Origin of the sequence: Streptomyces sp. NPDC046821 (assembly GCF_040645335.1) — a bacterium.
Lineage (GTDB): Bacteria > Actinomycetota > Actinomycetes > Streptomycetales > Streptomycetaceae > Streptomyces.
In genome coordinates this window covers 23,751-47,064 of record NZ_JBEYYB010000001.1, presented here as the reverse complement: position 1 = coordinate 47,064, position 23,314 = coordinate 23,751, and the positions used below count along the sequence as shown (strand labels likewise).

Sequence of the window (23,314 nt, the reverse complement as noted above, 5' to 3'; positions counted from 1 at the left end):
GAACGTCGGCCCGCGTGGCGCTGTCGGTACCCGGTGGCACTCTGGACGTATGCCGGAACTTCCCGAGGTCGAAGCGCTGACGGACTTCCTCACCGAGCATCTGGTGGGGCACGAGATCGTGCGCGTCCTGCCCGTCGCCGTCAGCGTCCTCAAGACGTACGACCCGGCGCCCGCCGCCCTGGAGGGCCGCACCGTCACGGCCGTCACCCGGCACGGCAAGTTCCTCGACCTCGACGCCGGCGGACTGCATCTAGTCACGCACCTCGCGCGCGCCGGCTGGCTGCACTGGAAGGACCGGCTCCCCGACGGCGCGCCCCGCCCCGGCAAGGGCCCGCTCGCCCTGCGCGTCGCCCTGGAGGACGGCGAGGGCTTCGACCTCACCGAGGCGGGCACCCAGAAACGCCTCGCGGTGTACGTCGTCCATGACCCCGCCGACGTCCCGGGCATCGCCAGACTCGGCCCCGACCCCCTCGCCGACGGCTTCGACGAGCCGCGCTTCGCCGCCCTCCTGGACGGCGAGCGGCGGCAGATCAAGGGGGCGCTGCGCGACCAGAGCCTCATCGCGGGCATCGGCAACGCGTACAGCGACGAGATACTGCACGCCGCGAAGATGTCCCCGTTCAAGCTCGCGTCGAGCCTCACGACCGACGACGTGTCCGTGCTCTACAAGGCGCTGCGCGACACGCTGACCCAGGCCGTCGAGCGGTCGCGCGGTGTGGCGGCCGGGCGGCTCAAGGCCGAGAAGAAGAGCGGCCTGAGGGTGCACGGCAGAGCGGGGGAGGCGTGCCCGGTGTGCGGGGACACCATCCGCGAGGTGTCGTTCCACGACTCGTCGCTCCAGTACTGCCCGACGTGCCAGACGGGCGGCAAGCCGCTCGCGGACCGGCGGATGTCGAAGCTGCTCAAGTAGCGCCCCGGGCCGGGCGCCGCGGCATTGGCGCCGGCGGATCAAGCACCTACACTCCGCCGCATGTTGCGCGTACTGGCCGTCGACGACGAGGAACCCGCGCTCGCCGAGCTGCTCTACCTGCTGCGGGCCGACCCACGGGTGCGCACCGCCGAGGGGGCGACCGACGCGACGGAGGCGTTGCGCCGCATCGGACGCGCCCTGGACGCGGGGGCCGACGACGACAACGCCGTCGACGTGCTCTTCCTCGACATCCAGATGGCCGGGCTCACCGGGCTCGACGTGGCGCGGCTCCTCGCCGGGTTCGCCAAGCCCCCGCTGATCGTCTTCGTCACCGCCCACGAGGACTTCGCCGTGCAGGCCTTCGACCTCAAGGCCGTCGACTACGTCCTCAAGCCCGTCCGCAGGGAACGCCTCGCGGAGGCGGTGCGCCGCGTCGCCGAACAGGCCGCCGCCGCCCGGCCCGCCGTGGAACGCTCCGCTGACCGCATCCCCGTGGAACTCGGCGGCGTCACCCGCCTCGTGGCCGTCGCCGACATCACGTACGTGGAAGCCCAGGGCGACTACGCGCGCCTGCACACCGAGGACGCCAGCCACCTCGTCCGCGTCCCGCTGACCACACTCGAGGAACGCTGGCAGCCGCACGGGTTCGTCCGTATCCACCGCAGCCACCTCGTCGCCCTGCACCGCATCGACGAACTCCGGCTCGACGGCGGGGCATGAGCGTACGGATAGGGGAGGCCGAACTCGCGGTGAGCCGCCGGCACGCCAGCCGCGTCCGGGAACTGTTGATGCGACGCGCGGGCGCGTGACGGATGTATGGGTGACCGGAGCGAGCCGCGAGCCCGCGTCGATGGCCGCGTGGCCGGAACCGTGTGACCTGGGCCGATACCCGTCGGTCCCCTTCCGCTCGGCGCCCGCCCCTGCCTACACTCCCGCCGTGTCCGCCAGCGCAGAGCCCGCTCCCCGCCGCGAGGTCGTGACCGGTGAGCCGCGCGCGGCCCGCCGGCTGCCCGGCCACCCCACCCAGTGGGAGATCGACGAACAGACGACACTCGGCGCGGCCTACGTCCGCTCACTCATGCGCAGCCAACTGCGCGCCGGACTCACCGCGTTCGCCGTGCTGGCGCTGCCCGTCGTGACCCTGCCGCTGTTCTTCGACGCCCTGCACAACCCCACCGTCGTCTGGCTCGTCCTCGGCTTCGGCTGCTACCCGGTGTTCGTCCTCATCGCCTGGTGGTACGTGCGCCGCGCCGAACGCAACGAACGCGACTTCGCCCGCCTCGTCCAAGGACGGGCCGTCCACGGGCGGGCCGTCCGCGACCGCCGCGCGGCGCCGTGAACGAGGCGTACGCGATTCCCGCCGTGGCCGTGGTCGTCCTGGCCACGGTCCTGATCGGCGGCTTCGGCCTGCGCATCTCCCGCACCACCTCCGACTTCTACGTCGCCTCGCGCTCGGTGGGCCCCGGCCTCAACGCGGCCGCGATCAGCGGCGAATACCTCTCCGCGGCCTCCTTCCTCGGCGTCGCCGGGCTCCTGCTGGTGCACGGCCCCGACATGCTCTGGTACCCCGTCGGCTACACCGCCGGATACCTCGTCCTGCTCGTGTTCGTCGCGGCCCCGCTGCGCCGCTCCGGTGCCTACACGCTGCCCGACTTCGCCGAGGGCCGCCTGGAGTCCCGCAGCGTCCGCAGAGTCGTCAGCATGTTGGTCGTCGGCGCCGGCTGGCTCTATCTCGTGCCCCAACTCCAGGGCGCCGGGCTGACGTTGCAGATCCTCACGGGCGCGCCGCGCTGGTTCGGCGGAGCGCTCGTCGCCGCCGTGGTCGTGCTCGCCGTCGCCGCCGGAGGGATGCGCTCCATCACCTTCGTCCAGGCGTTCCAGTACTGGCTGAAGCTGACCGCGCTGCTCGTGCCGGCCTTCTTCCTGGTCCTCGCCTGGCACGGCGACGGCAGCGCCCAGCCCGCCCCCGAAGGCCTGCCCTGGTCCGGCGCGGGCTCCGGCCAGCCCCTCGCCACCAGCCGCGCGGACCACCCGCTCTATGCCACGTACGGCCTCATCGTCGCCACGTTCCTCGGCACCATGGGACTGCCGCACGTCGTCGTCCGCTTCTACACCAGCCCGAACGGCCGCGCCGCCCGCCGCACCACGATCGCCGTCCTCGCCCTCATCGGCCTCTTCTATCTGCTGCCCCCGGTCTACGGCTGGCTCGGCAGCCTGTACGCGCCCGAACTGAGCGCCACCCAGGACGCCGACGCCGCCGTCCTGCTCCTTCCTGGCCGGGCCGTCGGCGGGCTCGGCGGCGACCTGCTCGGAGCCCTGGTCGCGGGCGGCGCGTTCGCCGCGTTCCTGTCGACCGCCTCCGGACTGACGATGGCCGTCGCGGGCGTCCTCAGCCAGGACGTCCTGCCGGCCCGCGGCGTACGGCACTTCCGGCTCGCGACGCTCCTCGCGATGACCGTCCCGCTCGGTGGGGCGCTGCTGGTCAGCGGGGTGCCGGTCGCGGACGCGGTCGGGATGGCGTTCGCGGTGTCTGCGTCCTCGTTCTGCCCGCTGCTCGTCCTCGGCATCTGGTGGCGGCGGCTCACCCCGCCCGGCGCCCGCGCGGGCCTGCTCCTCGGCGGCGGCTCGGCCTTCGCCGCCGTCACCCTGACCGTCGCCGGTGTCGCACGCGACGGCTGGCTGCACACGCTGCTCGCCTGGCCGGCTGTGTGGTCGGTGCCGGTGGGCTTCCTCGCCATGATCCTCGTATCGCTGGCCACCCAGGACTCCGTACCGCCGCACACCAGCGCCACCATGACGCGACTGCACCTGCCGGAGTCGCTCAGCGCGAGAGAAACAGCCCCGACCGGCGAGCCGGGAGGCCGGCCGTGACGGGCGAACCGGGAGGCCGGCCGTGACCGCCACCGCCGTCCTCCTCGCCCTGTGCCCGCTCCTCGCCGCCGGCGGGTTCGTCCTCGGCCGCCGCACCGCTCACCCCTCCGGGCGCAGCGACGTCGGTACGCCCGTGGAGCGGGCCACCTTCGACACGCTGCACACCGCCTCCCTCGCGGCGCCCCCGCTCAGAGCCGGCCTCACCGAGGAGTCCGCGCGCCGCTCCGCCCGCCGGCTGCGTACGTTGCTCGGCACCGACGCGCTCTGCCTCACCAACCGCTCCGCCGTCCTCGCCTGGGACGGCACGGGGGACCAGCACGCCAAGCGCGTCATGGAACACCTCGAAGGACTGCTCGACACCGGGCGCAGCACCGCGTTCGCGTGCGGCTGCGGGACCGTCGACTGCCCGCTGCGCTGGGCGGTTGCCGCCCCGATCGTCACCGACGGACGCGTCCTCGGCGCCCTCGTCGCCTACGCGCCCCGCGAGTCCGCGGTTCTCGCCCGCGCCGCCGACGAGGTGGCCCGCTGGATCTCCGTACAGCTGGAGCTGGCCGAGCTCGACCGCTCTCGCACCCGGCTCATCGAGGCCGAGATCAAGGCGCTGCGCGCGCAGATCTCGCCGCACTTCATCTTCAACTCACTGGCCGCCATCGCCTCGTTCGTCCGCACCGACCCCGAGCGGGCGCGTGAACTCCTCCTGGAATTCGCCGACTTCACCCGGTACTCGTTCCGCCGTCACGGCGACTTCACCACGCTCGCCGACGAACTGCACTCCATCGACCAGTACCTGGCCCTGGTCCGCGCCCGGTTCGGCGACCGGCTCTCGGTCACGCTCCAGATCGCGCCCGAGGTGCTGCCGGTCGCGCTGCCCTTCCTGTGCCTCCAGCCCCTCGTCGAGAACGCCGTCAAGCACGGCCTGGAGGGAGCAGTCACCCGCAGCCGCATCACGATCGGCGCCCGGGACGCGGGCGCGGAGGCGGAGGTCGTCATCGAGGACGACGGGGTCGGCATGGACCCGGACGAGCTGCGCGCGGTCCTGCGCGGCGAGGGCGGCGCCTCCGCCGGGATCGGCCTGTCGAACGTGGACGAGCGGCTGCGGCAGGTGTTCGGCGACGACTACGGCCTCGTCATCGAGACGGGCACCGGCGCGGGCATGAAGATCACGGTACGGATCCCCAAGTACCGGGCGGGCGTGCACTCCTCGCGGGGCGGGATCGGGTAGCCGTCGTCGCTCTCGGGCCACCCGGAATCGCGTGTGCGGGCCCTCGAATGTGCGGGTCTCGCGTGCGCGGGCGTCAGAACAGGTGGATCGCCAGATGCCCCAGCGGCAGCCCCAGCTGCCAGGCCGGCGTCCACACCTGTGGCCCGCCCTCCTCGTCGGGCAGCGGACCGCCGCCCGGCACCGCGTCCAGGTCCGGAGCCAGCAGCTCCGTCTCCTCCAGCCAGCGCCACGCGGCCTCCGCCAGTTCGAGGTCCGGCGAATGCGTGTTCTCCTCGCGGGCCAGCGCCGCCCGCCGCGTCATGTGCTCCCGCACCCAGTCCTGCCACGGCTGGTCGTAGGCCGTCAGCGACAGCCAGGTCTCCAGCTGGGACACGACCCGGATGCCGGACAGCTCGCCGTCCGTGTCCGACAGGAAGATCGTCAGGGCGAGCGCGTCGCGCCCGGCCCGGAACTCGAAGGACGTGGGAGGCATCAGATCACCGGTGCGCAGCAGCTCATCGGCGATGTACTCGGCGTACAACCACGCCATCGGCACCGTCAGTTCGCCGCCTCCGGCGTCCGACGTGCCCTCCTTGCTCGCGTGCGTCATCCCTTCCTGCCTTCCTCCGGTCCGTGCGCTCAGCCGGCCCCCGGGCCCTCACCCCGAAGTCGTCAGGGGAGGACAGCCGATTACTCAATCGAGGACCGGGACACCGGGCAAGGCGCTTTACGGAGGCTTGACCCGCCGTCCGGTTTCAGCGCGGGCCGGACGTGTTCGACCCATAGCCCGGAAGCACCCGGCGCAATGCGCGTAGAGCGTAGTACGCGCGGGACTTCACCGTACCCGGCGGGATGCCGAGAGCGTCGGCCGCCTCGGCGACCGAGGCGCCCCGGAAGTACACCTGGAGAAGCACCGCCTGGTGCTCCGGACTGAGCGTCGCCACCGCCTCCCGCACGTCGAGCGCCGCCGCCGAACGCTCGGCGTGGTCGGCGCAGACCCGCGCGCTCTCCAGGACCGCGTCGCCGACCTCCGCGGGTCGCGAGAGCCGTGCGCGCCGGGCGTCGATGGCGAGTCTGCGGCCGACGGTGAACAGCCAGGGGCGCACGGACGCGTAGTCGGCGCGCAGGGCTTCCGGATGCTGCCAGGCGCGCACGAATGTCTCCTGGACCAGGTCTTCTGCCCGTTGCCGGTCGCCTTCGCACAGGCGCAGGAGGAACGAGAGGAGCGGCCCGCCGTGCTCGCGCTGGAGGTCCATCAGCTCGTGTTCCGGTGTCGCGCCGGGGGCTTCGGTCTGAGGGGCGGGCTTCGTGGCGGTCGTCATGGCCGTATGGCAGCGCAGCGCGCGGCGCTCGCCCAGAGGGCGCGCCGGGGTCTGCGGCGGGCGGTCGATGCGCTCGACGAGCGGTGCGGTGAACGGGTCGGACGGCGCCGGAACGTGACGCCGTTCCAGGGACGGCGGCGGCCTCGATCCTTGCTTCGGCCCTGCGCCCGTACGTGGATGCGTATGTCGAAAATCACCTTATCCACCGGATCCTGGAGCCTCGATGACCCAGCACACGGGGAGCACGCGCCACAGACGACGCACATGGCGCTGTACGGCGGTCCTGGCCGCCGGACTCGTCGCGGCGGGCGCCGCTTGCTCCGCACCCGCAGGGCGAAGCAGCCCCGCGCACCTCGGCCCCTCGTCCGCGCCCGGCGGCCCGCGCGCGTTCACGCTCGTCGCCTCCGGTGACGTACTGCCCCACACGTCGGTCATCGAGCAGGCGCACGCCGCCGCGGGCGGCAAGGGCTACGACTTCGCGCCGATGCTCTCCGGCGTGAAGCCGGTCGTCTCCGAGGCGGACCTGGCGATCTGCCACATGGAGACCGTCTACGGCGCCGACGGCGACTACACGGGCTACCCGACCTTCAAGTCCCCGCCCGAGATCGCCCGAGGCCTGCGCGCCACCGGCTACGACGCCTGCTCGACCGCCTCCAACCACACCCTCGACGACGGCGCCGCAGGCATCGACCGCACGCTCGGCGCCCTGGACCAGGCCGGGATCCGCCACGCCGGCTCGGCCCGCACCGCCGCCGAGGACCGCAGCCCCGGCCGGCTGCAAGCGGGCGGCGCGAAGGTCGCCCACCTCGCCTACACCTACGACACCAACGGCTTCCCGCTGCCCGAAGGCAGGCCGTGGGCCGTCGACATGATGGAGCCCCAGAAGATCCTCGCGGACGCGCGGGCCGCCCGGAAGGCGGGCGCTGACGTGGTCGTCGTCTCCCTGCACTGGGGCACCGAGTGGCAGGACGAGCCCGACGAGGACCAGCTGGACCTCGGCCAGCAGCTCACCGCGTCGCGCACCGGCGGACGTCCCGACATCGACCTGATCCTCGGCACACACGCCCACGTCCCGCAGGCCTACCAGAAGGTCAACGGCACCTGGGTGATCTACGGGATGGGCGACCAGATCGCCGGCGACATGTTCAACAACGAAGGCGCGAAGGACGCGCGCGGCAACCAGAGCAGCATCGGCCGCTTCACGTTCGCCCCGCCCGCGCGGCCCGGCGGACGCTGGCAAGTGCGCAAGGCCGAGTTCGTCCCGCAGTGGTTCGACGTCCGCGCGGGACGTGTCGTCGACGTCAACCGCGCCATCGAGCGGGGGGAGAACCTGACCGGCGTCCGCGACAGGATCCGCCAGGTCGTCCTCAGCAGGGGAGCGGCCGAGGACGGCCTGACGATGGCCGAGTGACGCTCAGGACGTGCTCGACGGGCCCGGCTCCGACCTCTCCGTCTTCGCCAGCTCGGAGTGCTTGCGCGAGTAGCCGAAGTAGATACCGAGGCCGATGACGAACCACACGGCGAACCGCACCCAGGTCTGCCACTCCAGGAACGTGATCAGCCAGATCGAGAACACGACCCCGAGCGCGGGCACGAACGGCATGGCGGGCGTACGGAAGGTGCGCGGCAGGTCGGGCTGCCGGTAGCGCAGCACGATCACCGCGATGCACACCACGACGAACGCCAGCAGGATGCCGATGTTGGTCAGCTCGGCCGCCGCGCCGATCGGCACGAACCCGGCGATGGCGGCCGACCCGAACCCGACGATCCATGTCACGCGCGTCGGCACGTGATGCCTCTCGCTGGTCTTGGCGAACCACTTGGGCAGCAGCCCGTCCCGGCTCATCGAGAACCACACGCGCGTGACGCCCAGCATGAACGTGAACATCACGGTGAGGATGCCGATGATCGCGCCGACCGCGATCACGTCGGCGAGCCCGCTGAGGCCCACCGACTTGAACGCCGTCGAGAAGCCGCTCTCCGGGTCGATGTCCTTGTAGCTCTGCATACCCGTCAGGACGAGACAGGCCAGGACGTACAGGACCATCGAGATCGCCAGCGAGTAGATGATCGCCTTCGGCATGTGGCGCTGCGCGTCCTTCGACTCCTCGGCGGCCGTCGACATCGCGTCGTAGCCGAAGACCGCGAAGAAGACGGTGGCCGCGCCGGTGAACGCGCCGCTGACCCCGAACGGGAAGAACGGTGTGTAGTGCCCGGTGTTGATGTGGAAGAAGCCCACCGCGATCACGACGAGCACCACGACGACCTTCAGCGCCACCACGATCGTCTCGAAGCGCGCCGCGTTCTTGATGCCGAGCGTGAGCAGATACGCGATGAGGATGCACAGCAGCGCGGCGAACAGGTCGACCCGGTGCCCGTCCCCCGTCCCCGGCGCCCCCAGCATCCACTTCGGCAGGTGGACGCCGACCGCGTCGAGCAGGAACCCGAAGTAGCCGGAGATGCCGATCGCGACCACCGCCACGATCGCCGTGTACTCCAGGAGCAGGTCCCAGCCGATGAACCAGCCGACCAGCTCGCCCAGGACGGCGTACCCGTACGTGTAGGCGGAACCGGCCTTCGGGATCAGGCCGGCGAACTCCGCGTAGGACAGGGCGGCGCAGGCGCTCGCGATGCCCGCGATGAGGAACGAGACCAGGACCGCGGGGCCGGCCTTTTCGTTGGCGACCGTGCCCGCGAGCGTGAAGATGCCGGCGCCGATGATGCCGCCGACACCGATCGCGGTCAGCTGCCACAGGCCGAGGGTTCGGGTCAGCTGCTGCGACGCCCCGCCCTCCGGCTCCTCGATGTGCTCGATGGGCTTGCGGCGCAGTACGCCCTGCCCCGCACGGAGTCTTCTCGGACCGGCCATGGGCTCCACCTCTTCGCGGACGGCACTGGCTGACGGGCGATCATGATGGCCCAGCCCCGGCGGCTGCGGAAGACGGCACGCCTCACACAAGTGTGCGCTTTCGGGGGAGAATGCGCCGGTTACGGGACGACGGTGACCGGCCAGCGACCGGCCTTGACCAGGCGGATCGCGACCGAGCCGACGATCCGGTGCCCGGCCTGCTCGGAGGCGCCGACGACCACGGCGTCCGCCTTCAGCTCGTCGGCGGCCGTGACCAGACCGTTGAAGGGATCACCGCGGAACGTGTGGAACTCCCAGCGCACTTCGAATATGCCCTTCACCCGCTCAGTCGCCGCCCTGATGTCGGCGATCAGCCCCTCGGCGATCTCGTCCGTCGTGTGGGCCACGGGGACACCGAGCGCGGCGCCGGTCGCCATGACGGGCTGGACGTAGACGACGGCCAGGAGCGCGCGCTGACGCCGCGCGAGCCCACCGGCGTAGGCCGCGGCGCGCAGCGACGACTCGGAGCCGTCCACGCCGACCACGATCACCTTCGGGCCGTCCGTGCCGCGTTCGAACTGGTGGGGCTGGTGTTCGGTCACAGCCGTGAGGCTAACGGAGTGCCGGGGCTTCCGTAGCCGCCGGGGAGACGACCGAGGGGGTGACACGTCCGAAGCCCGGCGTGTTACTGGTCCCATCGGGTGCTTTCGGCGGGCGAGGCGGTGTTGGAGTGCGGCCCGCGACGGTCGCCGTGCGAGGCATTAAGTCATGAAACCAGATGAGAGTTGTCCGGGGCGGAGGGCGGTGTTCCGCGGTGCCGCGCTCCTTGGCCTGGCGGCGGTCGCGGGCTGCACCGGCCGGGCAGGCGCCCCCGGCCGGCCGGCCTCCCCGAGCGCCCGCCCGGCCGCGGGACCCCAGGCGGCCAGGGCCGTGCGGCCGTCCATGTACCGCCTGGCGCCCATCGCCGGGGACGACGCACCGCAGGGGACGACCGGCAAACTGCCCGTGCGCCACGAGCCGATCCTCCACATGGACACCGGCGAGAAGAGCATGGTGCTCACCTTCGACGACGGGCCCGACCCCGAATACACCCCGGGCATCCTGAGCACCTTGCGCAAGCACGACGTGCGCGCCATGTTCTTCGTCTGCGGGGAGCAGGTCGAGTGGAACAAGGACCTGCTGCGCGAGATGGCCGACGACGGTCACGTCATCGGCAACCACACCTGGACCCACCCGCTGCTCACCCAGATGTCACGCAAGGCGATCCGCTCCGAGATCGAGCGGACCTACGAGATCATCGACGACTCGATCGGCGAACCGCCCGCCTGGTTCCGCGCGCCTTACGGGGCCTGGAACCGCAATGTGTTCCGGGTCGGCGCCGACCTCGGCATGGAACCCCTCGCGTGGACCGTCGACACCCTCGACTGGACGGAGCCCGGGACCCGCAAGATCGTCCGGCGGGTCATGGACGGGGCGGCCCCCGGAGTCGTGGTCCTCAGTCATGACGCGGGCGGCAACCGCTCCCAGTCGGTCGCCGCCCTGCGTACCTATCTGCCCGAACTCCTCGACGAGGGCTACCGCCTCACGGTGCCGCGCCGGCGGGGAGCCTGAACCGGAATTCGCCCGCCGGGTCAGCGCACCTCGACCAGGCGGGCGAAGACGACGACATTCCCGTCGTAGCCGTTCTGCTTGGAGAATCCGCCGCCGCACGTGATGACCCGGAGTTCGGGAGCACCCGTGCTGCCGTAGACGCGAGTCCCCGGGAAATTCGCCTTTTCGAAGACTTCGATGCCGTAGATCTCGAAAACGGCGGTCTTCTGGTCCTTGCGCAGGACCTGGACGCGATTTCCCTTCTTGAGCGCGCCCAGTCCGTAGAACACGGCGGGCCCCTGCTTGTTGTCGACATGGCCGACGATGACCGCGGTGCCCTTCTCGCCCGGCGTCACGGCACCCGTGAACCAGCCCGACAGATTCGGGTCCTCGGGCGGCGGGGCGTCCACCCAGCCCTCCGGGTCGATCCCGACCGGCGTGACCGGGGCATTCACCTGGAGCGCCGGGATCCGCACTCGGTCCGGCACGGAGAACGGGAGCGGCGCCGGCGCCGACTTGCCGGAGCCCCGCGCGTCGGCCGCAGCGGCGGACGCCGGCTGCGGGGGACCGATGTCGAATTCCCCCGATCCATTACGGATCAGCGCGAGACCGGTGAGCAGAACCAGCGCTATCACCCCCCACGGCGCGCGCTTCTTCGGCTGCCCCTCCTCGTCGCCCGACTGGGACGCTGACAATTCGTTCACCCCTCTCGGCCCGGCGGCGAGACCGCGTCATGTGCGCTTACGGTCATGTGCGCTTACGAAAACGCTAAGCGCGGCGCACGCGAGGGGCCACAGAGCGGGCGCGAACGGGTGGCGGCCCGGAACGCCGTGCGCCATATGAGTCTGTCGGGCCGACAGATTTTTGACAGTCCATGACCTGCGGCAATATCGGTTTCTGTGAATTCGGCCGGCGTGTCCGCTCACCAGGACGGCCGATTCCCGAAATGCGGCCCTTTGCAGGGCATCTGAGGGTCTGTCTGGGAGGTGCTCTCGCCGACTGCCCCGGGGAAGGCTCCCCGGGCGCCTCCCGCGGAGGAACACAATGCGTACCACCCGTGCCCCGGCGGTCTCCGCGGCCGCGGCCGCCGCAGTGGGGCTGGCCGCCCCGGCCGCGTCCGCCTGGTCCGACTCCAGCAACATCGTGGCGATGCCGAGCGTCATCGCGCGGGGCGGACAGCTCACCGTGACCGTCGACGGCACGTCCTGCCGGACGCGCGGCAGCACAGTCTCCTCGCGGGCGTTCCCGACGACGCCGCTGCGGCGCGCGAGCGGCGACACGTCGGTCGCGAGACCGATCATCAACCGCGACGCCGAGCCCGGCTCGAACGACACGGTCCACTGCGGTGAGGGCCCGACGCTCACCCGGCCGGCCGCCTTCACCGTCATCCGCGGCGGTGTCCGCGGCGGTCCCGGCGGCAGCACCGGCACGGGTGCCGGCAAGGCCGACATGGCGATCGGCGGCGGCATGGTCGGGGCCGCAGTCGTCGGCGGCGGGGTGTTCGGGCTGCGCCGCCGGGCCGAGAACAAGTTCTGAGGTTCGTCGACACGTCGAGCCGGTGTCCCGCCCCCTTCGGGACACCGGCTGTGGTTCCTCTACGAGTTGTGGTCGCCGGAGCGCCGCCGCGTCCAGTAGTACGCGGTGCCCAGGGCGCCCGTGATGAGTGCCGCGCCGAGACCGATCTGATGCAGGTCGAAGCCGCCGACGCTGCCGCCCACACCTGCGTGGACCCCGTGCTGGGTGGGGGCGAGGGGGCGCTCACTCTCGTGGTCCGGGCGGCCACCCGCGATGGTCAGGTCGACGGTCTTCGTCGGGCCGTCCTTGCAGGCGAACGTCACCGTGTACATCGCGGCAGGCTTGGCGTCCCAGTCGACGGTGACCCTGACCGAACCGGAGCCCCGGCGGATCACCGTGGTGTCGAAGATCCCGGAGGACACGGTCGTGTCGGTCCGGCAGCCGCTCGCGCGGAGGGTGACCTCGCCGCCCGCCGCGATCGTCATGGGCGAGACGCTGACCTCGAACTCCCGGTGGTCGCCTGCCGAGTAGGCCGAGGCGGCGGGGGCGGCGAGGGTCAGCGCGGTGAGGGCGAGCACGGCGGCGGAAGCGACGCGTATCGCGTGCATGGGCGAGTCCTCCGGGTCCCGAGGGGCAACGGCGGACGTGTTCCGCTCGTGTCGGAAATGCACCTCGATGGCGGAAACGCTAGGTATGGACCCGGATGGCCGCGATCCCTGTAGTGCGAACGGGGCAACCGTGTGGGCCGGTCGGGCGACGGGGCGGCGCGGCTACGGTTCGTCGGGCCCCGTCGTGCGCCAGACGTGCGGTCCCTCTCCGCGCCACTCCACCAGATGGGGATCGTCGAGCGTCGTGTCGGCCTCCCCGAGCCCGGCGGAACGGAGCAGCCGGACCAGGTCCTGATCGCTGTGCGCGAGCCCGACGGCCTGCCCCCGCACGGTGACGTGCCGCCCGCCCTCGGGCGCGAGAGGGTGTACGACGATAGGCGTGTGCCAGGCAGTCATGGCACCAGGGTGCGCCGGGGGCGCGGCGGGCGCAGCCTGCGCGGCGCCGGTCGGGAGAGGCAGGCAGTGATGGCGGACGAGAGCACGGGAAACGGGCTTCCGCGCGGGATCGGCGCGCCGGCGACGCGCGCCCTGAACGCGGCCAGATACACGGAACTCACCCAGCTCGCGGACGTACCCGTGAGTGAACTGAAGGCGCTGCACGGCGTGGGGCCCAAGGCGCTGCGCGTCCTGGGCGAGGCGCTGGCCGAGAAGGGGCTCGCGCTCGGAGGGCAGTAGTGACTCCTGGGTGGCGGTGACAGGTGGGCCGCGCCGACCCGCAGGCCTTCGCGGCCCACGGGTCGGTGCGGCGTCCGGTCTCACCCCGCGGCGTGCGGGAACAGCATGAGGAACGGTTCCACGGTGGCCGCGACCCCGCGGCTGTACGGCGCGTCCAGGTCCCACACCAGGAACAGCAGGAACGCGATCAGCGCGGAGAAGAGCCCGGCGAGGACCAGTTCGCGGCCGGTCCGGCGGATCTGCAGGGCGAACACCATGCCGATCGTGACGAGCGCCCCCGCGATCAGACCGAACCACACCACGCCCGGCATGGTGGCCCCGGTGGAGTCGGCGCGCGCGCTGCGCGCGTCGTCCGCGGCGGTCACCTGGTCGAGCAGTGGCTGATAAGCCTGCGCCTCGAAGTCCGTCTTCGGCTGATAGTCCGTGACGTCGTGGCGCACCTGCTCGAACAACCGGGTGCCCTCGGCGGTGAGATGACCGTCGTTCCGCATCGTGCGCCACTCGGTGGTGACGACATGGCTGACATAGGTATCGACATCCGCGCGGATACGGTCCCTGACCGCCGGGGGATACACGCGGACGCGCTCATGGACCTCGTGCAGGGCCTGCGCCTCGTTGCGCACATGGTCCTGGGCCGCGCTGCGGGCCTCCCACACACCGGCGATGGCGAGACCGAGGACGATCGCGTACACCACGCCGATCATCATCGTCATGTACTCGATGACGTCGGGCGTCTCGCTCGGGTCGTCGTCGTCACCGATCCGGCGCTGCTGCAGGACGGTCACGGCGAGGACGACCGCGCAGGCGGCCACCATCGCGAGGGTGAGAACAAGCCATTCCGACAAGTGAACTCCTGTTGATCAGCGCGGGCGCAGAGCGGCGACGGCGAGCACCGCGGGCGCGGTGATGAGCAGGGTGAGCGAGACGAGGGAAGGGCCGCTGCTGGGCGGAGCCCGGTGCACCGTGGGCCGGTACACGGGGTAACTCACCGCCTTCGGTGAGGGTTTGGGCGAGGGGGACGGCTTCGGTTTCGGCTTGGGCTTGGGCTTGGGTGCGGGAGGTGGCGGTGGCGCCTTCACCGGAGGCGGCGGAGGCGGGGGCGGCGGCGGAGGTGGTGGCGGGGGAGGAGGGGGTGGTGGAGGCGGAGGCGGTGGAGGCGGAGGCGGTGGTGGCGGGGGTTTGGGCGCCGGCGGCGGTGCCGGTGCGGGTGTGGGCTTTTTCGGCGGGGGCGTCGTGGGGCCCGCGCTGCAATCGCCGTCACCGGCGACGGCCACGCCGCCCACGCCGTCCGGCCCGATCGAGGCGTACGCGCAGGCGTCGAGCGGGGTGAGGGTGAGGGTGGCCGCAGCGGCCCCGGCCGCGGGCGAACCCGCCAGCCAGGCCAGCGCGAACACCGTCACCACCCGTACGGCCAGGGTCGACCTGGCCCCTAAGGATCCGTACACGACGAAGATCATGGGCGACGCCGTCCGCCACCACTCCCCGCTCACCACGGATTGATCCGATCGGGGGACATGAGGCGTGTGAGGTTTGCCGGCGGCCGCCGGAGCGCACGCGCGTCGCGGAGCGCTGACGCCCTGTCAGGCGGCGGGAGTTGATCGATGACTGACGGCGACAAGGTTCCCCGCGCCGAATGATCCCCGTAGAGTTCGCGAGGGGATTTGGTGAAAGGCCGGTTCGTTTCCCCGCGCAGTTGTCGCGGAGTGGAACGGAACGGTTCTTTTCCGTTGTCGAGAGAGAGGCTTTCGGGGTGATTTCGGATCATTGCCATTCGGCACTTGCCGGAGGCAGTGACCGAGAACGGACGGTCAATTTCCGTTTTGGCTCGCTCCTTTGGCGGGCGATCAGTAGCCTCAGCTCGAACACCGGCACGCCTACGCCTTGGAGACTTTGATGGAGCGACCCGCCTGGGCCCCTCAGGGCATTGACATCTCGGTGCCGAGCGTGTCCCGGATCTACGACTACTACCTGGGCGGTTCGCACAACTTCGAGGTGGACCGGGAGGCCGCGCGCAAGGCGATGGAGTTCATGCCGGGACTCCCGAAGATCATGCAGGCGAATCGTGCCTTCATGCGCCGCGCGGTGCGCCATGCCGTCGATGAAGGCATAACCCAGTTCCTCGACATCGGCTCCGGGATACCCACCTTCGGGAACGTCCACGAAGTGGCCCAGGGAGCCGACCCCGAGGCACGCGTCGTCTACGTCGACCACGACCCGGTCGCCGTCGCCCACAGCCGCGCGGTCCTCGAAGGCAACGAAGGCACGGCGGTCCTCGCCGCCGACCTGCGCAAGCCCCGGGAAATCCTCGCGGCCCCCGAGGTCGGTGAACTCCTCGACCTGGACAGGCCGGTGGCGCTGCTCCTCATCGCCGTCCTGCACTTCATCGAGGACGCCGACGACCCGCAGAGCGCCGTCGCCCAGCTGCGCGACGCGCTCGCGCCCGGCAGCCTCCTGATCGTCACGCACGCCGCGTACGAGGGCATCCCGCTCCCCGCCGAACAGGCCGCCGGAGCCGTCGACGTCTACAAGAACATCCGCAATCCGCTGATCATGCGCTCCCGCGACGAGATCGCGCGGTTCTTCGAGGGATACGAGATGGCCGAACCCGGACTCGTTCAGATGGCCGACTGGCGCCCGGAGAACGCGCCCGCGGACGAGGATCCGTACGCCTTTTCCGGGTACGCCGGCGTAGGGCGCAAAGCATGAGCGGCGAGCCGGACGGGCCCGAGGACAGACTGCGCAGATTCGCCACCATCTGGAGCCGGGCGATCTTCCCGGTGACGGCGACCTCCCTCACCCGGGCCGAGTTCGAGACCGAACTCCTGCCGCTGGCACGGAGGTTGAGGGACGCCCTCGGCAAGCGGACCCTGGACGCGCCCGCGGCCCAGTCGGTGGGCGCGGCCCTGATCGGCGTGCACTGCACGGACCCCGAGGCTCTCAGCCGCACGCTCGACGTCGTCGACGCGTACCTCGTCCTGTACTGCCGTGACGACGAGGACCGGCGCGAGGAGGAGCTGCGCTCCCGCTGCGCCCGGCTCCAGCACGCCGTCGCGGCCGGCTTCGCCCAGGCCCTGCGCGAGCGGACGCTCGCCGAGCAGGAGGCCATCTCGCGCGCCGCCCTGAGCGCGCGCAACGCGGTCGCCGAGGCGCTGCACGCCAGCGAGGCGCGGTTCCGGGCGGTGTTCCAGGGCGCGGCCATCGGAATCGGCATAGCCGACCTGGACGGCACCGTCCTGGAGGCCAACGACGCGCTGGTGCGCATGTTCGGCGGCGCCGAGGGCTTCCTGCGCGGGCGCAACGTCGTCGAGTGGACGCACCCCGACGACGCCCCGCACGTCTGGCGGCTCTACGAGGAGCTGGTGCGCGGCGAGCGCGAGCACTACCGCGTCGAGAAGGCGTTCTGCCGGCCCGACGGCACCGCCCTGTGGACCAACCTCACCGTCTCCCTCCTGCGCGACGCCGACGGTGTGCCGCAGTACCAGCTCGCGCTCATGGAGGACACCACCGAGCGCCGCCTGCTGAACCTGCGGCTCCGTTACGAGGCCACCCACGACGCGCTCACCGGGCTCCCGAACCGGACCCTGTTCTTCGAGCGCCTGGAGAAGGCGCTCGCGGCCGGCGACGGTATGCGCTTCGGCCTGTGCTACCTGGACCTCGACGGCTTCAAGACCATCAACGACAGCCTCGGCCACGCGGCGGGCGACCGACTCCTCGTAGAGGTCGCCGACCGGCTCCAGGGCTGCGCCACCGCCCCCGGCGAGATGGTGGCCCGGCTCGGCGGCGACGAGTTCGTCGCCCTGACCACCGGCTCCGACACTGCGGTCGAGGTCGACGACCTGGCCGGGCGCATCATGCACGCGCTCGCCGCGCCCATCCGCATCGACGGGCGTGAGCTGACCGTGCGCGGCTCCATCGGCATCGTCGAGGGCCCGGCGGCGGGGGAGCGCAGCCCGGCGGAGGTGCTGCGCAGCGCCGACATCACCATGTACCGGGCCAAGTCGGCCGGCGGCAACCGGTTCGAGCTCGCCGACCCCGAGGCCGACGCGCGCGCCATCACCCGCCACGGCCTCACGACCGCGCTGCCCGCGGCCCTCGAACGCGGTGAGTTCTTCATCGAGTACCAGCCGCTCGTGCACCTCGGCGACGGCAGCGTGCGCGGCGCCGAGGCGCTCGTACGGTGGCTGCATCCGCAGCATGGTGTGCTCGGGCCGGACCAGTTCATCTCGCTCGCCGAACACACGGGGCTCATCGTGCCGCTCGGGCGCTGGGTCCTGGAGGAGTCCGTACGTCAGGCACGCACGTGGCAGGCGCGGACCGCTGACGCGGGGCCCCTACGGGTCAACGTGAACCTGTCGCCGTGCCAGCTCACGCACCCCGGTCTCGTCTCGGACACGGTGGACATCCTGGAGCGGCTCGGGCTCGAACCGGGGGCCCTGTGTCTGGAGGTCACCGAGTCCGCGCTGATCGGTGCGGACGATGATCTCCTGAAGCCGCTGCGGCGGCTTGCCGAGATGGGTGTGGACATAGCGCTCGACGACTTCGGAACGGGTTACTCGAACCTGGCGAACTTGCGGCGGCTGCCGGTGAGCGTGCTCAAGCTGGACCGCTCGTTCACGCAGGGAATGCAGCGGTTTCCGGCGGATCCGGTGGACCTGAAGATCGTCGAGGGAATCGTGGGCCTGGCCCACAGCCTTGACCTCGCGGTCACCGTAGAGGGCGTGGAAACGGGAGCGCAGGCGGAGCAGCTCCGTGACCTGGGCTGCGACACGGCGCAGGGCTGGTACTACGCCCGCCCGGGCCCCCCGGACCGCCTCCACGAGCTTGCACTGGCGGACGCCACGGGTTGATCGCCGGGGTGCGGCTTCGTCGTGGCTGGTCGCGCAGTTCCCCGCGCCCCTGAAATGCACGCCCTACGGCCGGCATTTCCCCGACGAAGCCGCCCCGGCGAACCCGCACGCCTCCAGGAGCACAGGCAACGACGCGCCTGGCCCCCACCCCCCCCAGATGCGCACGGAAACAACACCCCCAGCCCCAGCCCCCGCCCCTCCAGGGGCGCGGGGAACTGCGCAAAAAAGCCCCAGCCACAACGCACCCGCACCCGACCCCGCCCCTCCAGGGGCGCGGGGAACTGCGCAAAAAAGCCCCAGCCACGACCCACCTGCACCCGACCCCACCCCTGAGGGGCGCGGGGAACTGCGCAAAAAAGCCCCAGCCACGACCCACCCGCACCCAACCCCACCCCCCCTGAGGGGCGCGGGGAACTGCGCAAAAACGCCCACCCATTTCCCCCGCACAAACCAAGTCACCCGCCCAACAACATCCGCTGCAACTCCCGCGCAGCCCGTGGCGGAGCCACATCCGACCGATGCGCCAGCGCAATGGTCCGCGACAACCCAGGCCGGGCAAGCGGCGTGACCCGCAGGTCACTACCCGCACTCCGCGCCACCATGTCAGGCACGACCGCCACCCCCAGCCCCGCCCGCACAAACCCAAGCACCGCATCCATCTCGCCCCCCTCCACCGCGAAATCAGGCTCGAACCCCTCCGCCCGGCACGCCGCCACCGTCAGCTCACGCAAGTCGTAACCGTGCCGGAACATCACCATCCGCTCCCCCTCCAGATCGGCGATCCGCACACTCCGCCCCCGCCCGGGCCGCCGCGCGTCCGGCGACGAGACGACCACCAGGTCCTCCCGTAGCAACTCCACCGTCGTCAGCGCGGGCGCCGGCGCCGGAAGAGGCAGCACCACCAGCGCCAGATCGAGCGCCCCCCGCGCCAGCTCACGCACCAGGTCGTGCGACCCGCTCTCCTCGATCATCAGCCGGATCCCCGGATACCGGTCGTGGAAGTCGCGCAGCACACCGGGCAGCAGCCCGGTGCACACGGAAGGCGTCGCCCCCAGCCGCACCCGCCCGCTCCTGAGCTGCACCAGCTCCTGCACCTCCTGCCGCGCAGTGTCCGCGTCCGCGAGGATCCGCCGGGCGAGCGGCAGCAGCGCCTCACCGGCGTCGGTGAGCGTGATGTTCCCCCGGGCCCGCTGGAAGAGATCCGCCCCCAACTCCCGTTCCAGGGACCGGATCTGCTGGGACAGCGACGGCTGGGCGACATGGACGAGCTCGGCGGCCCGGGTGAAGTGCCGGGTCTCGGCGACCGCCACGAAGTACTGGAGCTGCTGGAACTGCATGACCCCACAGTAAGCCCTCGATAGTCAGAGCCTATGGAAATGAGCCGGACCATGTCTTGGACCGATCGGGTCCGCCCGCTCTAGCGTGAGGGACATGGCTCTGGCACCACGGACGGACCGACGGCCGTCCATGACGCGCACGCTCTGGGACTCGTCCGTCGGCAAGAAGACAGTGATGGCCGTCAGCGGACTGATCATGCTGCTCTACTTGGTCGTCCACATGATCGGCAACCTGAAGATCTTCTTCGGCGCCGGCGAGTTCAACCACTACGCGCACTGGCTGCGCACGGTGGGCGAGCCGTTCATGCACTACGAGTGGACACTGTGGCTCGTCCGTATCGTCCTGGTGGCCGCAGTCGTCGCGCACGCCGTGTCCGCGTACCAGCTCAGCCGCCGCGACATCAAGGCGCGACCGGCCAAGTACGTGCACAAGAAGGCCCGTTCGAGCTACGCCACACGCACGATGCGCTGGGGCGGGATCATCCTCGCGCTGTTCATCGTGTGGCACATCCTCGACCTCACGACCGGCACCGTGCACTCCGGCGGCTTCCAGCCCGGCCACCCGTACCAGAACGTGGTCGACACCTTCTCCACCTGGTACGGCAACACGATCTACATCGTCGCCATGCTCGCGCTCGGCCTGCACATCCGGCACGGCTTCTGGAGCGCGGCCCAGACCCTCGGCGTGGGCAGCGCGACCCGCGACCGGGTCCTGAAGACCGTCGCCCATGTCCTCGCGCTGCTGCTCACGGCCGGCTTCATCGCCGTACCCGTGGGCGTGATGACCGGAGTGGTGAGCTGACCATGACCGCCTACGCCCACTACACGACCGGAGAGCCGGTCGTCGACACCAAGGCCCCCGAGGGCCCCGTCAACGAGCGCTGGGACACCCGCCGCTTCGAGGCGAAGCTCGTCAACCCGGCCAACCGGCGCAAGCACACCGTCATCGTGGTCGGCACCGGCCTCGCCGGCGGCTCCGCGGGCGCCACGCTCGCCGAACAGGGCTACCACGTAGTCCAGTTCTGCTTCCAGGACTCCCCGCGCCGCGCCCACTCGATCGCCGCGCAGGGCGGCATCAACGCGGCGAAGAACTACCGCAACGACGGCGACTCCGTGCACCGCCTCTTCTACGACACGGTCAAGGGCGGCGACTTCCGCGCGCGCGAGTCGAACGTCCACCGCCTCGCGCAGATCTCCGTCGAGATCATCGACCAGTGCGTCGCCCAGGGCGTCCCCTTCGCCCGCGAGTACGGCGGCCTCCTCGACACTCGCTCCTTCGGCGGCGTCCAGGTGTCCCGCACCTTCTACGCCCGCGGCCAGACCGGCCAGCAGCTCCTCCTCGGCGCCTACCAGGCACTGTCCCGGCAGATCGCCGCCGGCAACATCGAGATGCACGCCCGCACCGAGATGCTCGACCTCATCGTCGTCGACGGCAAGGCCCGCGGCATCGTCGCCCGCGACCTCATCACCGGCAAGATCGACACGTACTTCGCCGACGCCGTCGTCCTCGCGTCCGGCGGCTACGGCAATGTCTTCTACCTGTCGACGAACGCCATGAACAGCAACGCCACCGCCGTCTGGCGGGCCCACCGGCGCGGCGCCTACTTCGCCAACCCGTGCTTCACACAGATCCACCCCACCTGCATCCCGCGCACCGGCGACCACCAGTCGAAGCTGACGCTGATGAGCGAGTCGCTGCGCAACGACGGCCGGATCTGGGTGCCCAAGGCCAAGGGCGACAACCGCCCCGCCGGCGAGATCCCCGAGGACGAGCGCGACTACTACCTGGAGCGCATCTACCCCTCCTTCGGCAACCTCGTCCCCCGCGACATCGCCTCCCGCGCCGCGAAGAACGTGTGCGACGAGGGCAGGGGAGTGGGCCCCGGCGGCCAGGGCGTCTACCTGGACTTCGCCGACGCCATCGCCCGTATGGGCAGGAAGGCCGTCGAGGAGAAGTACGGCAACCTCTTCGACATGTACGCGCGGATCACCGCGGAGAACCCGTACGAGACACCCATGCGCATCTACCCCGCCGTGCACTACACGATGGGCGGACTGTGGGTCGACTACGACCTCTCCACCACGATCCCCGGACTGTTCGCGATCGGTGAGGCCAACTTCTCCGACCACGGCGCCAACCGCCTCGGCGCGTCCGCGCTCATGCAGGGCCTCGCCGACGGCTACTTCGTCCTGCCGTCCACGATCAACGACTACCTGGCGCGCAACCCGCACCCCGACGAGGTGACCGCCGACCACCCCGTGGTCCGCGAGGTCCTCGCCGAGACCGACGACCGCCTCGCTCGTCTCCTCGCCGTCGACGGCGACCGCACCCCCGACTCCTTCCACCGCGAACTCGGCGAACTCATGTGGGAGTTCTGCGGCATGGCCCGCACCGACGAGGGCCTGCGCAAGGCACTCGACCACATCCCGCAGATCCGCGAGGAGTTCTGGAGCCGCATCAAGGTGCCCGGCACCGGCGAGGAGTTCAACCAGTCGCTGGAGAAGGCCAACCGCATCGTCGACTACCTCGAGCTCGCCGAGCTCATGTGCCTCGACGCCCTGCACCGCGCCGAGTCCTGCGGCGGCCACTTCCGCGAGGAGTCGCAGACCCCGGACGGCGAGGCCGCCCGCCGCGACGACGAGTTCGCCTACGCGGCGGCCTGGGAATACCGGGGGTCCGGGGGTCGCCCCCCGGGTGAGCACAGCACAAGCACCGGCGCCGCCCCCGTCCTGCACAAGGAAGACCTCGTCTTCGAGTACGTCCACCCCACTCAGCGGAGCTACGCATGAAGCTCACCCTGCGCGTCTGGCGCCAGAAGAACGCCGACGCCGAAGGCGCCATGTCCACCTACGACGTGGACGGCATCTCGCAGGACATGTCGTTCCTGGAGATGCTCGACACGCTCAACGAGGAGCTCATCCTCAAGGGCGACGACCCCGTCGCCTTCGACCACGACTGCCGCGAGGGCATCTGCGGAGCCTGCTCGCTCGTCATCAACGGCGATGCGCACGGCCCCGAGCGCACCACGACCTGCCAGCTCCACATGCGGTCCTTCAAGGACGGCGACACGATCGACATCGAGCCGTGGCGCGCCTCCGCGTTCCCCGTGGTCAAGGACCTCGTCGTCGACCGCACCGCCTTCGACCGCATCATCCAGGCCGGCGGCTACATCAGCGCGCCGACCGGCGCCGCGCCCGAGGCACACGCCACCCCCGTGCCCAAGCCCGACGCGGACTTCGCGTTCGAGCACGCCGAGTGCATCGGCTGCGGAGCGTGTGTGGCGGCCTGCCCGAACGGTTCGGCCATGCTGTTCACCTCGGCCAAGGTCAACCACCTCAACGTGCTTCCGCAGGGCGCGCCCGAACGTGAGACACGTGTCCTCGACATGGTCGGGCAGATGGACGCGGAGGGCTTCGGCGGCTGCACCCTCACCGGCGAGTGCGCCACGGCCTGCCCGAAGGGCATCCCGCTGCCGTCCATCGCTGCCATGAACAAGGAGTGGCTGCGGGCGACCCGGAAGGTGAGCAGGGGCTGACGCCGTAAGGCAGCCGCATGAAAGACGTCCCGCGACACAGCGCGGGCGGACGGG

24 protein-coding genes and 1 pseudogene are annotated in these 23,314 nt (G+C 71.1%); 15 read left to right on the top strand and 10 right to left on the bottom strand.

The features are described 5' to 3' along the window. Positions 1 to 49 precede the first annotated feature (49 nt). From ABZ893_RS00250 to ABZ893_RS00230, 5 genes and pseudogenes are all read left to right on the top strand, one after another. Complete coding sequence (locus tag ABZ893_RS00250; RefSeq protein ID WP_361394318.1) at positions 50 to 910, top strand: DNA-formamidopyrimidine glycosylase family protein; 861 nt, start codon at positions 50 to 52, stop codon at positions 908 to 910. Between the two features lie 60 nt (positions 911 to 970). Then, positions 971 to 1,719: pseudogene (locus tag ABZ893_RS00245) on the top strand (LytTR family DNA-binding domain-containing protein). A 167-nt stretch (positions 1,720 to 1,886) separates the two neighbouring features. Continuing rightward, complete coding sequence (locus ABZ893_RS00240; RefSeq protein WP_361396010.1) at positions 1,887 to 2,249, top strand: hypothetical protein; 363 nt, start codon at positions 1,887 to 1,889, stop codon at positions 2,247 to 2,249. Continuing rightward, positions 2,246 to 3,781 (top strand): cation acetate symporter, encoded by a 1,536-nt coding sequence (locus ABZ893_RS00235; RefSeq protein WP_361394315.1) that lies wholly within the window; start codon positions 2,246 to 2,248, stop codon positions 3,779 to 3,781. The genes ABZ893_RS00240 and ABZ893_RS00235 overlap by 4 nt, the downstream gene beginning before the upstream one ends. Positions 3,782 to 3,803: 22 nt before the next feature. After that, positions 3,804 to 5,003, top strand: a complete 1,200-nt coding sequence (locus tag ABZ893_RS00230) for a histidine kinase (protein WP_361394312.1) — start codon at positions 3,804 to 3,806, stop codon at positions 5,001 to 5,003. Positions 5,004 to 5,076: 73 nt separating this feature from the next. Here the strand turns inward: ABZ893_RS00230 and ABZ893_RS00225 are convergent, their stop codons facing one another. Both ABZ893_RS00225 and ABZ893_RS00220 read right to left on the bottom strand, forming a co-directional pair. Continuing rightward, a complete protein-coding gene (locus tag ABZ893_RS00225; RefSeq protein WP_361394309.1) occupies positions 5,077 to 5,592 on the bottom strand; it encodes a hypothetical protein in 516 nt (171 codons plus the stop codon). A gap of 145 nt (positions 5,593 to 5,737) precedes the next feature. Then, positions 5,738 to 6,304, bottom strand: coding sequence for a sigma-70 family RNA polymerase sigma factor (locus ABZ893_RS00220; RefSeq protein ID WP_361394307.1), 567 nt, complete (start codon positions 6,302 to 6,304; stop codon positions 5,738 to 5,740). A gap of 223 nt (positions 6,305 to 6,527) precedes the next feature. Here ABZ893_RS00220 and ABZ893_RS00215 point away from each other — a divergent pair, with 223 nt between their 5' ends. Then, the gene (locus ABZ893_RS00215; protein WP_361394304.1) at positions 6,528 to 7,715 is read left to right on the top strand and encodes a CapA family protein; all 1,188 of its coding nucleotides are present in this window, start codon (positions 6,528 to 6,530) and stop codon (positions 7,713 to 7,715) included. Between the two features lie 3 nt (positions 7,716 to 7,718). Here the strand turns inward: ABZ893_RS00215 and ABZ893_RS00210 are convergent, their stop codons facing one another. Both ABZ893_RS00210 and ABZ893_RS00205 read right to left on the bottom strand, forming a co-directional pair. Further along, positions 7,719 to 9,173, bottom strand: coding sequence for an amino acid permease (locus ABZ893_RS00210; protein ID WP_361394301.1), 1,455 nt, complete (start codon positions 9,171 to 9,173; stop codon positions 7,719 to 7,721). A gap of 119 nt (positions 9,174 to 9,292) precedes the next feature. Next, complete coding sequence (locus ABZ893_RS00205) at positions 9,293 to 9,754, bottom strand: universal stress protein (RefSeq protein WP_361394298.1); 462 nt, start codon at positions 9,752 to 9,754, stop codon at positions 9,293 to 9,295. Between the two features lie 166 nt (positions 9,755 to 9,920). On the opposite strand from ABZ893_RS00205, the gene ABZ893_RS00200 reads away from it, so the two are divergent. Then, positions 9,921 to 10,763 carry a polysaccharide deacetylase family protein gene (locus ABZ893_RS00200; protein WP_361394296.1) on the top strand — a complete coding sequence of 281 codons (843 nt, stop codon included), beginning with the start codon at positions 9,921 to 9,923 and terminating at the stop codon, positions 10,761 to 10,763. A gap of 20 nt (positions 10,764 to 10,783) precedes the next feature. Here ABZ893_RS00200 and ABZ893_RS00195 read toward each other — a convergent pair whose 3' ends face one another. Then, complete coding sequence (locus ABZ893_RS00195; protein ID WP_361394293.1) at positions 10,784 to 11,437, bottom strand: class F sortase; 654 nt, start codon at positions 11,435 to 11,437, stop codon at positions 10,784 to 10,786. Positions 11,438 to 11,786: 349 nt separating this feature from the next. Between ABZ893_RS00195 and ABZ893_RS00190 the strand changes: the two genes are divergently transcribed. Next, positions 11,787 to 12,278: a hypothetical protein gene (locus tag ABZ893_RS00190; RefSeq protein WP_361394290.1), complete on the top strand. Its 492-nt coding sequence runs from the start codon at positions 11,787 to 11,789 to the stop codon at positions 12,276 to 12,278. Between the two features lie 59 nt (positions 12,279 to 12,337). Here ABZ893_RS00190 and ABZ893_RS00185 read toward each other — a convergent pair whose 3' ends face one another. After that, positions 12,338 to 12,865 (bottom strand): hypothetical protein, encoded by a 528-nt coding sequence (locus ABZ893_RS00185; RefSeq protein WP_361394287.1) that lies wholly within the window; start codon positions 12,863 to 12,865, stop codon positions 12,338 to 12,340. Positions 12,866 to 13,027: 162 nt separating this feature from the next. Further along, entirely contained in the window at positions 13,028 to 13,261 is a 234-nt protein-coding gene (locus ABZ893_RS00180; protein ID WP_361394284.1) for a hypothetical protein, read from the bottom strand. Between the two features lie 69 nt (positions 13,262 to 13,330). Between ABZ893_RS00180 and ABZ893_RS00175 the strand changes: the two genes are divergently transcribed. After that, positions 13,331 to 13,540, top strand: coding sequence for a DNA-binding protein (locus ABZ893_RS00175; protein ID WP_361394282.1), 210 nt, complete (start codon positions 13,331 to 13,333; stop codon positions 13,538 to 13,540). 80 nt (positions 13,541 to 13,620) lie between these two features. On the opposite strand, the gene ABZ893_RS00170 is transcribed toward ABZ893_RS00175, so the two are convergent. After that, positions 13,621 to 14,385, bottom strand: coding sequence for a hypothetical protein (locus ABZ893_RS00170; protein WP_361394280.1), 765 nt, complete (start codon positions 14,383 to 14,385; stop codon positions 13,621 to 13,623). A gap of 15 nt (positions 14,386 to 14,400) precedes the next feature. Beyond that, on the bottom strand, positions 14,401 to 14,529 hold the full coding sequence (locus ABZ893_RS00165) for a hypothetical protein (RefSeq protein WP_361394277.1): 129 nt from the start codon (positions 14,527 to 14,529) through the stop codon (positions 14,401 to 14,403). A gap of 349 nt (positions 14,530 to 14,878) precedes the next feature. Between ABZ893_RS00165 and ABZ893_RS00160 the strand changes: the two genes are divergently transcribed. From ABZ893_RS00160 to ABZ893_RS00150, 3 genes are all read left to right on the top strand, one after another. Beyond that, a complete protein-coding gene (locus tag ABZ893_RS00160) occupies positions 14,879 to 15,040 on the top strand; it encodes a hypothetical protein (protein ID WP_361394274.1) in 162 nt (53 codons plus the stop codon). Between the two features lie 393 nt (positions 15,041 to 15,433). Further along, positions 15,434 to 16,246, top strand: coding sequence for an SAM-dependent methyltransferase (locus ABZ893_RS00155; protein WP_361394271.1), 813 nt, complete (start codon positions 15,434 to 15,436; stop codon positions 16,244 to 16,246). Continuing rightward, complete coding sequence (locus tag ABZ893_RS00150) at positions 16,243 to 18,387, top strand: EAL domain-containing protein (RefSeq protein WP_361394268.1); 2,145 nt, start codon at positions 16,243 to 16,245, stop codon at positions 18,385 to 18,387. The genes ABZ893_RS00155 and ABZ893_RS00150 overlap by 4 nt, the downstream gene beginning before the upstream one ends. A gap of 455 nt (positions 18,388 to 18,842) precedes the next feature. Here the strand turns inward: ABZ893_RS00150 and ABZ893_RS00145 are convergent, their stop codons facing one another. After that, on the bottom strand, positions 18,843 to 19,724 hold the full coding sequence (locus tag ABZ893_RS00145; protein WP_361394265.1) for a LysR substrate-binding domain-containing protein: 882 nt from the start codon (positions 19,722 to 19,724) through the stop codon (positions 18,843 to 18,845). A gap of 130 nt (positions 19,725 to 19,854) precedes the next feature. Here ABZ893_RS00145 and ABZ893_RS00140 point away from each other — a divergent pair, with 130 nt between their 5' ends. The 3 genes from ABZ893_RS00140 to ABZ893_RS00130 are packed head-to-tail and all read left to right on the top strand — an operon-like array spanning position 19,855 to position 23,260. Then, positions 19,855 to 20,526 (top strand): succinate dehydrogenase, encoded by a 672-nt coding sequence (locus ABZ893_RS00140; protein ID WP_361396006.1) that lies wholly within the window; start codon positions 19,855 to 19,857, stop codon positions 20,524 to 20,526. A 2-nt stretch (positions 20,527 to 20,528) separates the two neighbouring features. Beyond that, entirely contained in the window at positions 20,529 to 22,514 is a 1,986-nt protein-coding gene (locus tag ABZ893_RS00135) for a fumarate reductase/succinate dehydrogenase flavoprotein subunit (protein WP_361394262.1), read from the top strand. After that, positions 22,511 to 23,260 carry a succinate dehydrogenase/fumarate reductase iron-sulfur subunit gene (locus ABZ893_RS00130; protein WP_361394259.1) on the top strand — a complete coding sequence of 250 codons (750 nt, stop codon included), beginning with the start codon at positions 22,511 to 22,513 and terminating at the stop codon, positions 23,258 to 23,260. Before ABZ893_RS00135 ends, ABZ893_RS00130 begins: the two co-directional genes overlap by 4 nt. Positions 23,261 to 23,314 lie beyond the last annotated feature (54 nt).

Bases quoted from the DNA above. Each gene is read 5' to 3' on its own strand.
- ABZ893_RS00250 (WP_361394318.1), top strand. From the start codon at position 50: ATGCCGGAACTTCCCGAGGTCGAAGCGCTGACGGACTTCCTCACCGAG.
- ABZ893_RS00225 (WP_361394309.1), bottom strand. From the start codon at position 5,592: ATGACGCACGCGAGCAAGGAGGGCACGTCGGACGCCGGAGGCGGCGAA.
- ABZ893_RS00220 (WP_361394307.1), bottom strand. From the start codon at position 6,304: ATGACGACCGCCACGAAGCCCGCCCCTCAGACCGAAGCCCCCGGCGCG.
- ABZ893_RS00215 (WP_361394304.1), top strand. From the start codon at position 6,528: ATGACCCAGCACACGGGGAGCACGCGCCACAGACGACGCACATGGCGC.
- ABZ893_RS00210 (WP_361394301.1), bottom strand. From the start codon at position 9,173: ATGGCCGGTCCGAGAAGACTCCGTGCGGGGCAGGGCGTACTGCGCCGC.
- ABZ893_RS00200 (WP_361394296.1), top strand. From the start codon at position 9,921: ATGAAACCAGATGAGAGTTGTCCGGGGCGGAGGGCGGTGTTCCGCGGT.
- ABZ893_RS00190 (WP_361394290.1), top strand. From the start codon at position 11,787: ATGCGTACCACCCGTGCCCCGGCGGTCTCCGCGGCCGCGGCCGCCGCA.
- ABZ893_RS00185 (WP_361394287.1), bottom strand. From the start codon at position 12,865: ATGCACGCGATACGCGTCGCTTCCGCCGCCGTGCTCGCCCTCACCGCG.
- ABZ893_RS00180 (WP_361394284.1), bottom strand. From the start codon at position 13,261: ATGACTGCCTGGCACACGCCTATCGTCGTACACCCTCTCGCGCCCGAG.
- ABZ893_RS00175 (WP_361394282.1), top strand. From the start codon at position 13,331: ATGGCGGACGAGAGCACGGGAAACGGGCTTCCGCGCGGGATCGGCGCG.
- ABZ893_RS00155 (WP_361394271.1), top strand. From the start codon at position 15,434: ATGGAGCGACCCGCCTGGGCCCCTCAGGGCATTGACATCTCGGTGCCG.
- ABZ893_RS00150 (WP_361394268.1), top strand. From the start codon at position 16,243: ATGAGCGGCGAGCCGGACGGGCCCGAGGACAGACTGCGCAGATTCGCC.
- ABZ893_RS00145 (WP_361394265.1), bottom strand. From the start codon at position 19,724: ATGCAGTTCCAGCAGCTCCAGTACTTCGTGGCGGTCGCCGAGACCCGG.
- ABZ893_RS00140 (WP_361396006.1), top strand. From the start codon at position 19,855: ATGACGCGCACGCTCTGGGACTCGTCCGTCGGCAAGAAGACAGTGATG.
- ABZ893_RS00135 (WP_361394262.1), top strand. From the start codon at position 20,529: ATGACCGCCTACGCCCACTACACGACCGGAGAGCCGGTCGTCGACACC.
- ABZ893_RS00130 (WP_361394259.1), top strand. From the start codon at position 22,511: ATGAAGCTCACCCTGCGCGTCTGGCGCCAGAAGAACGCCGACGCCGAA.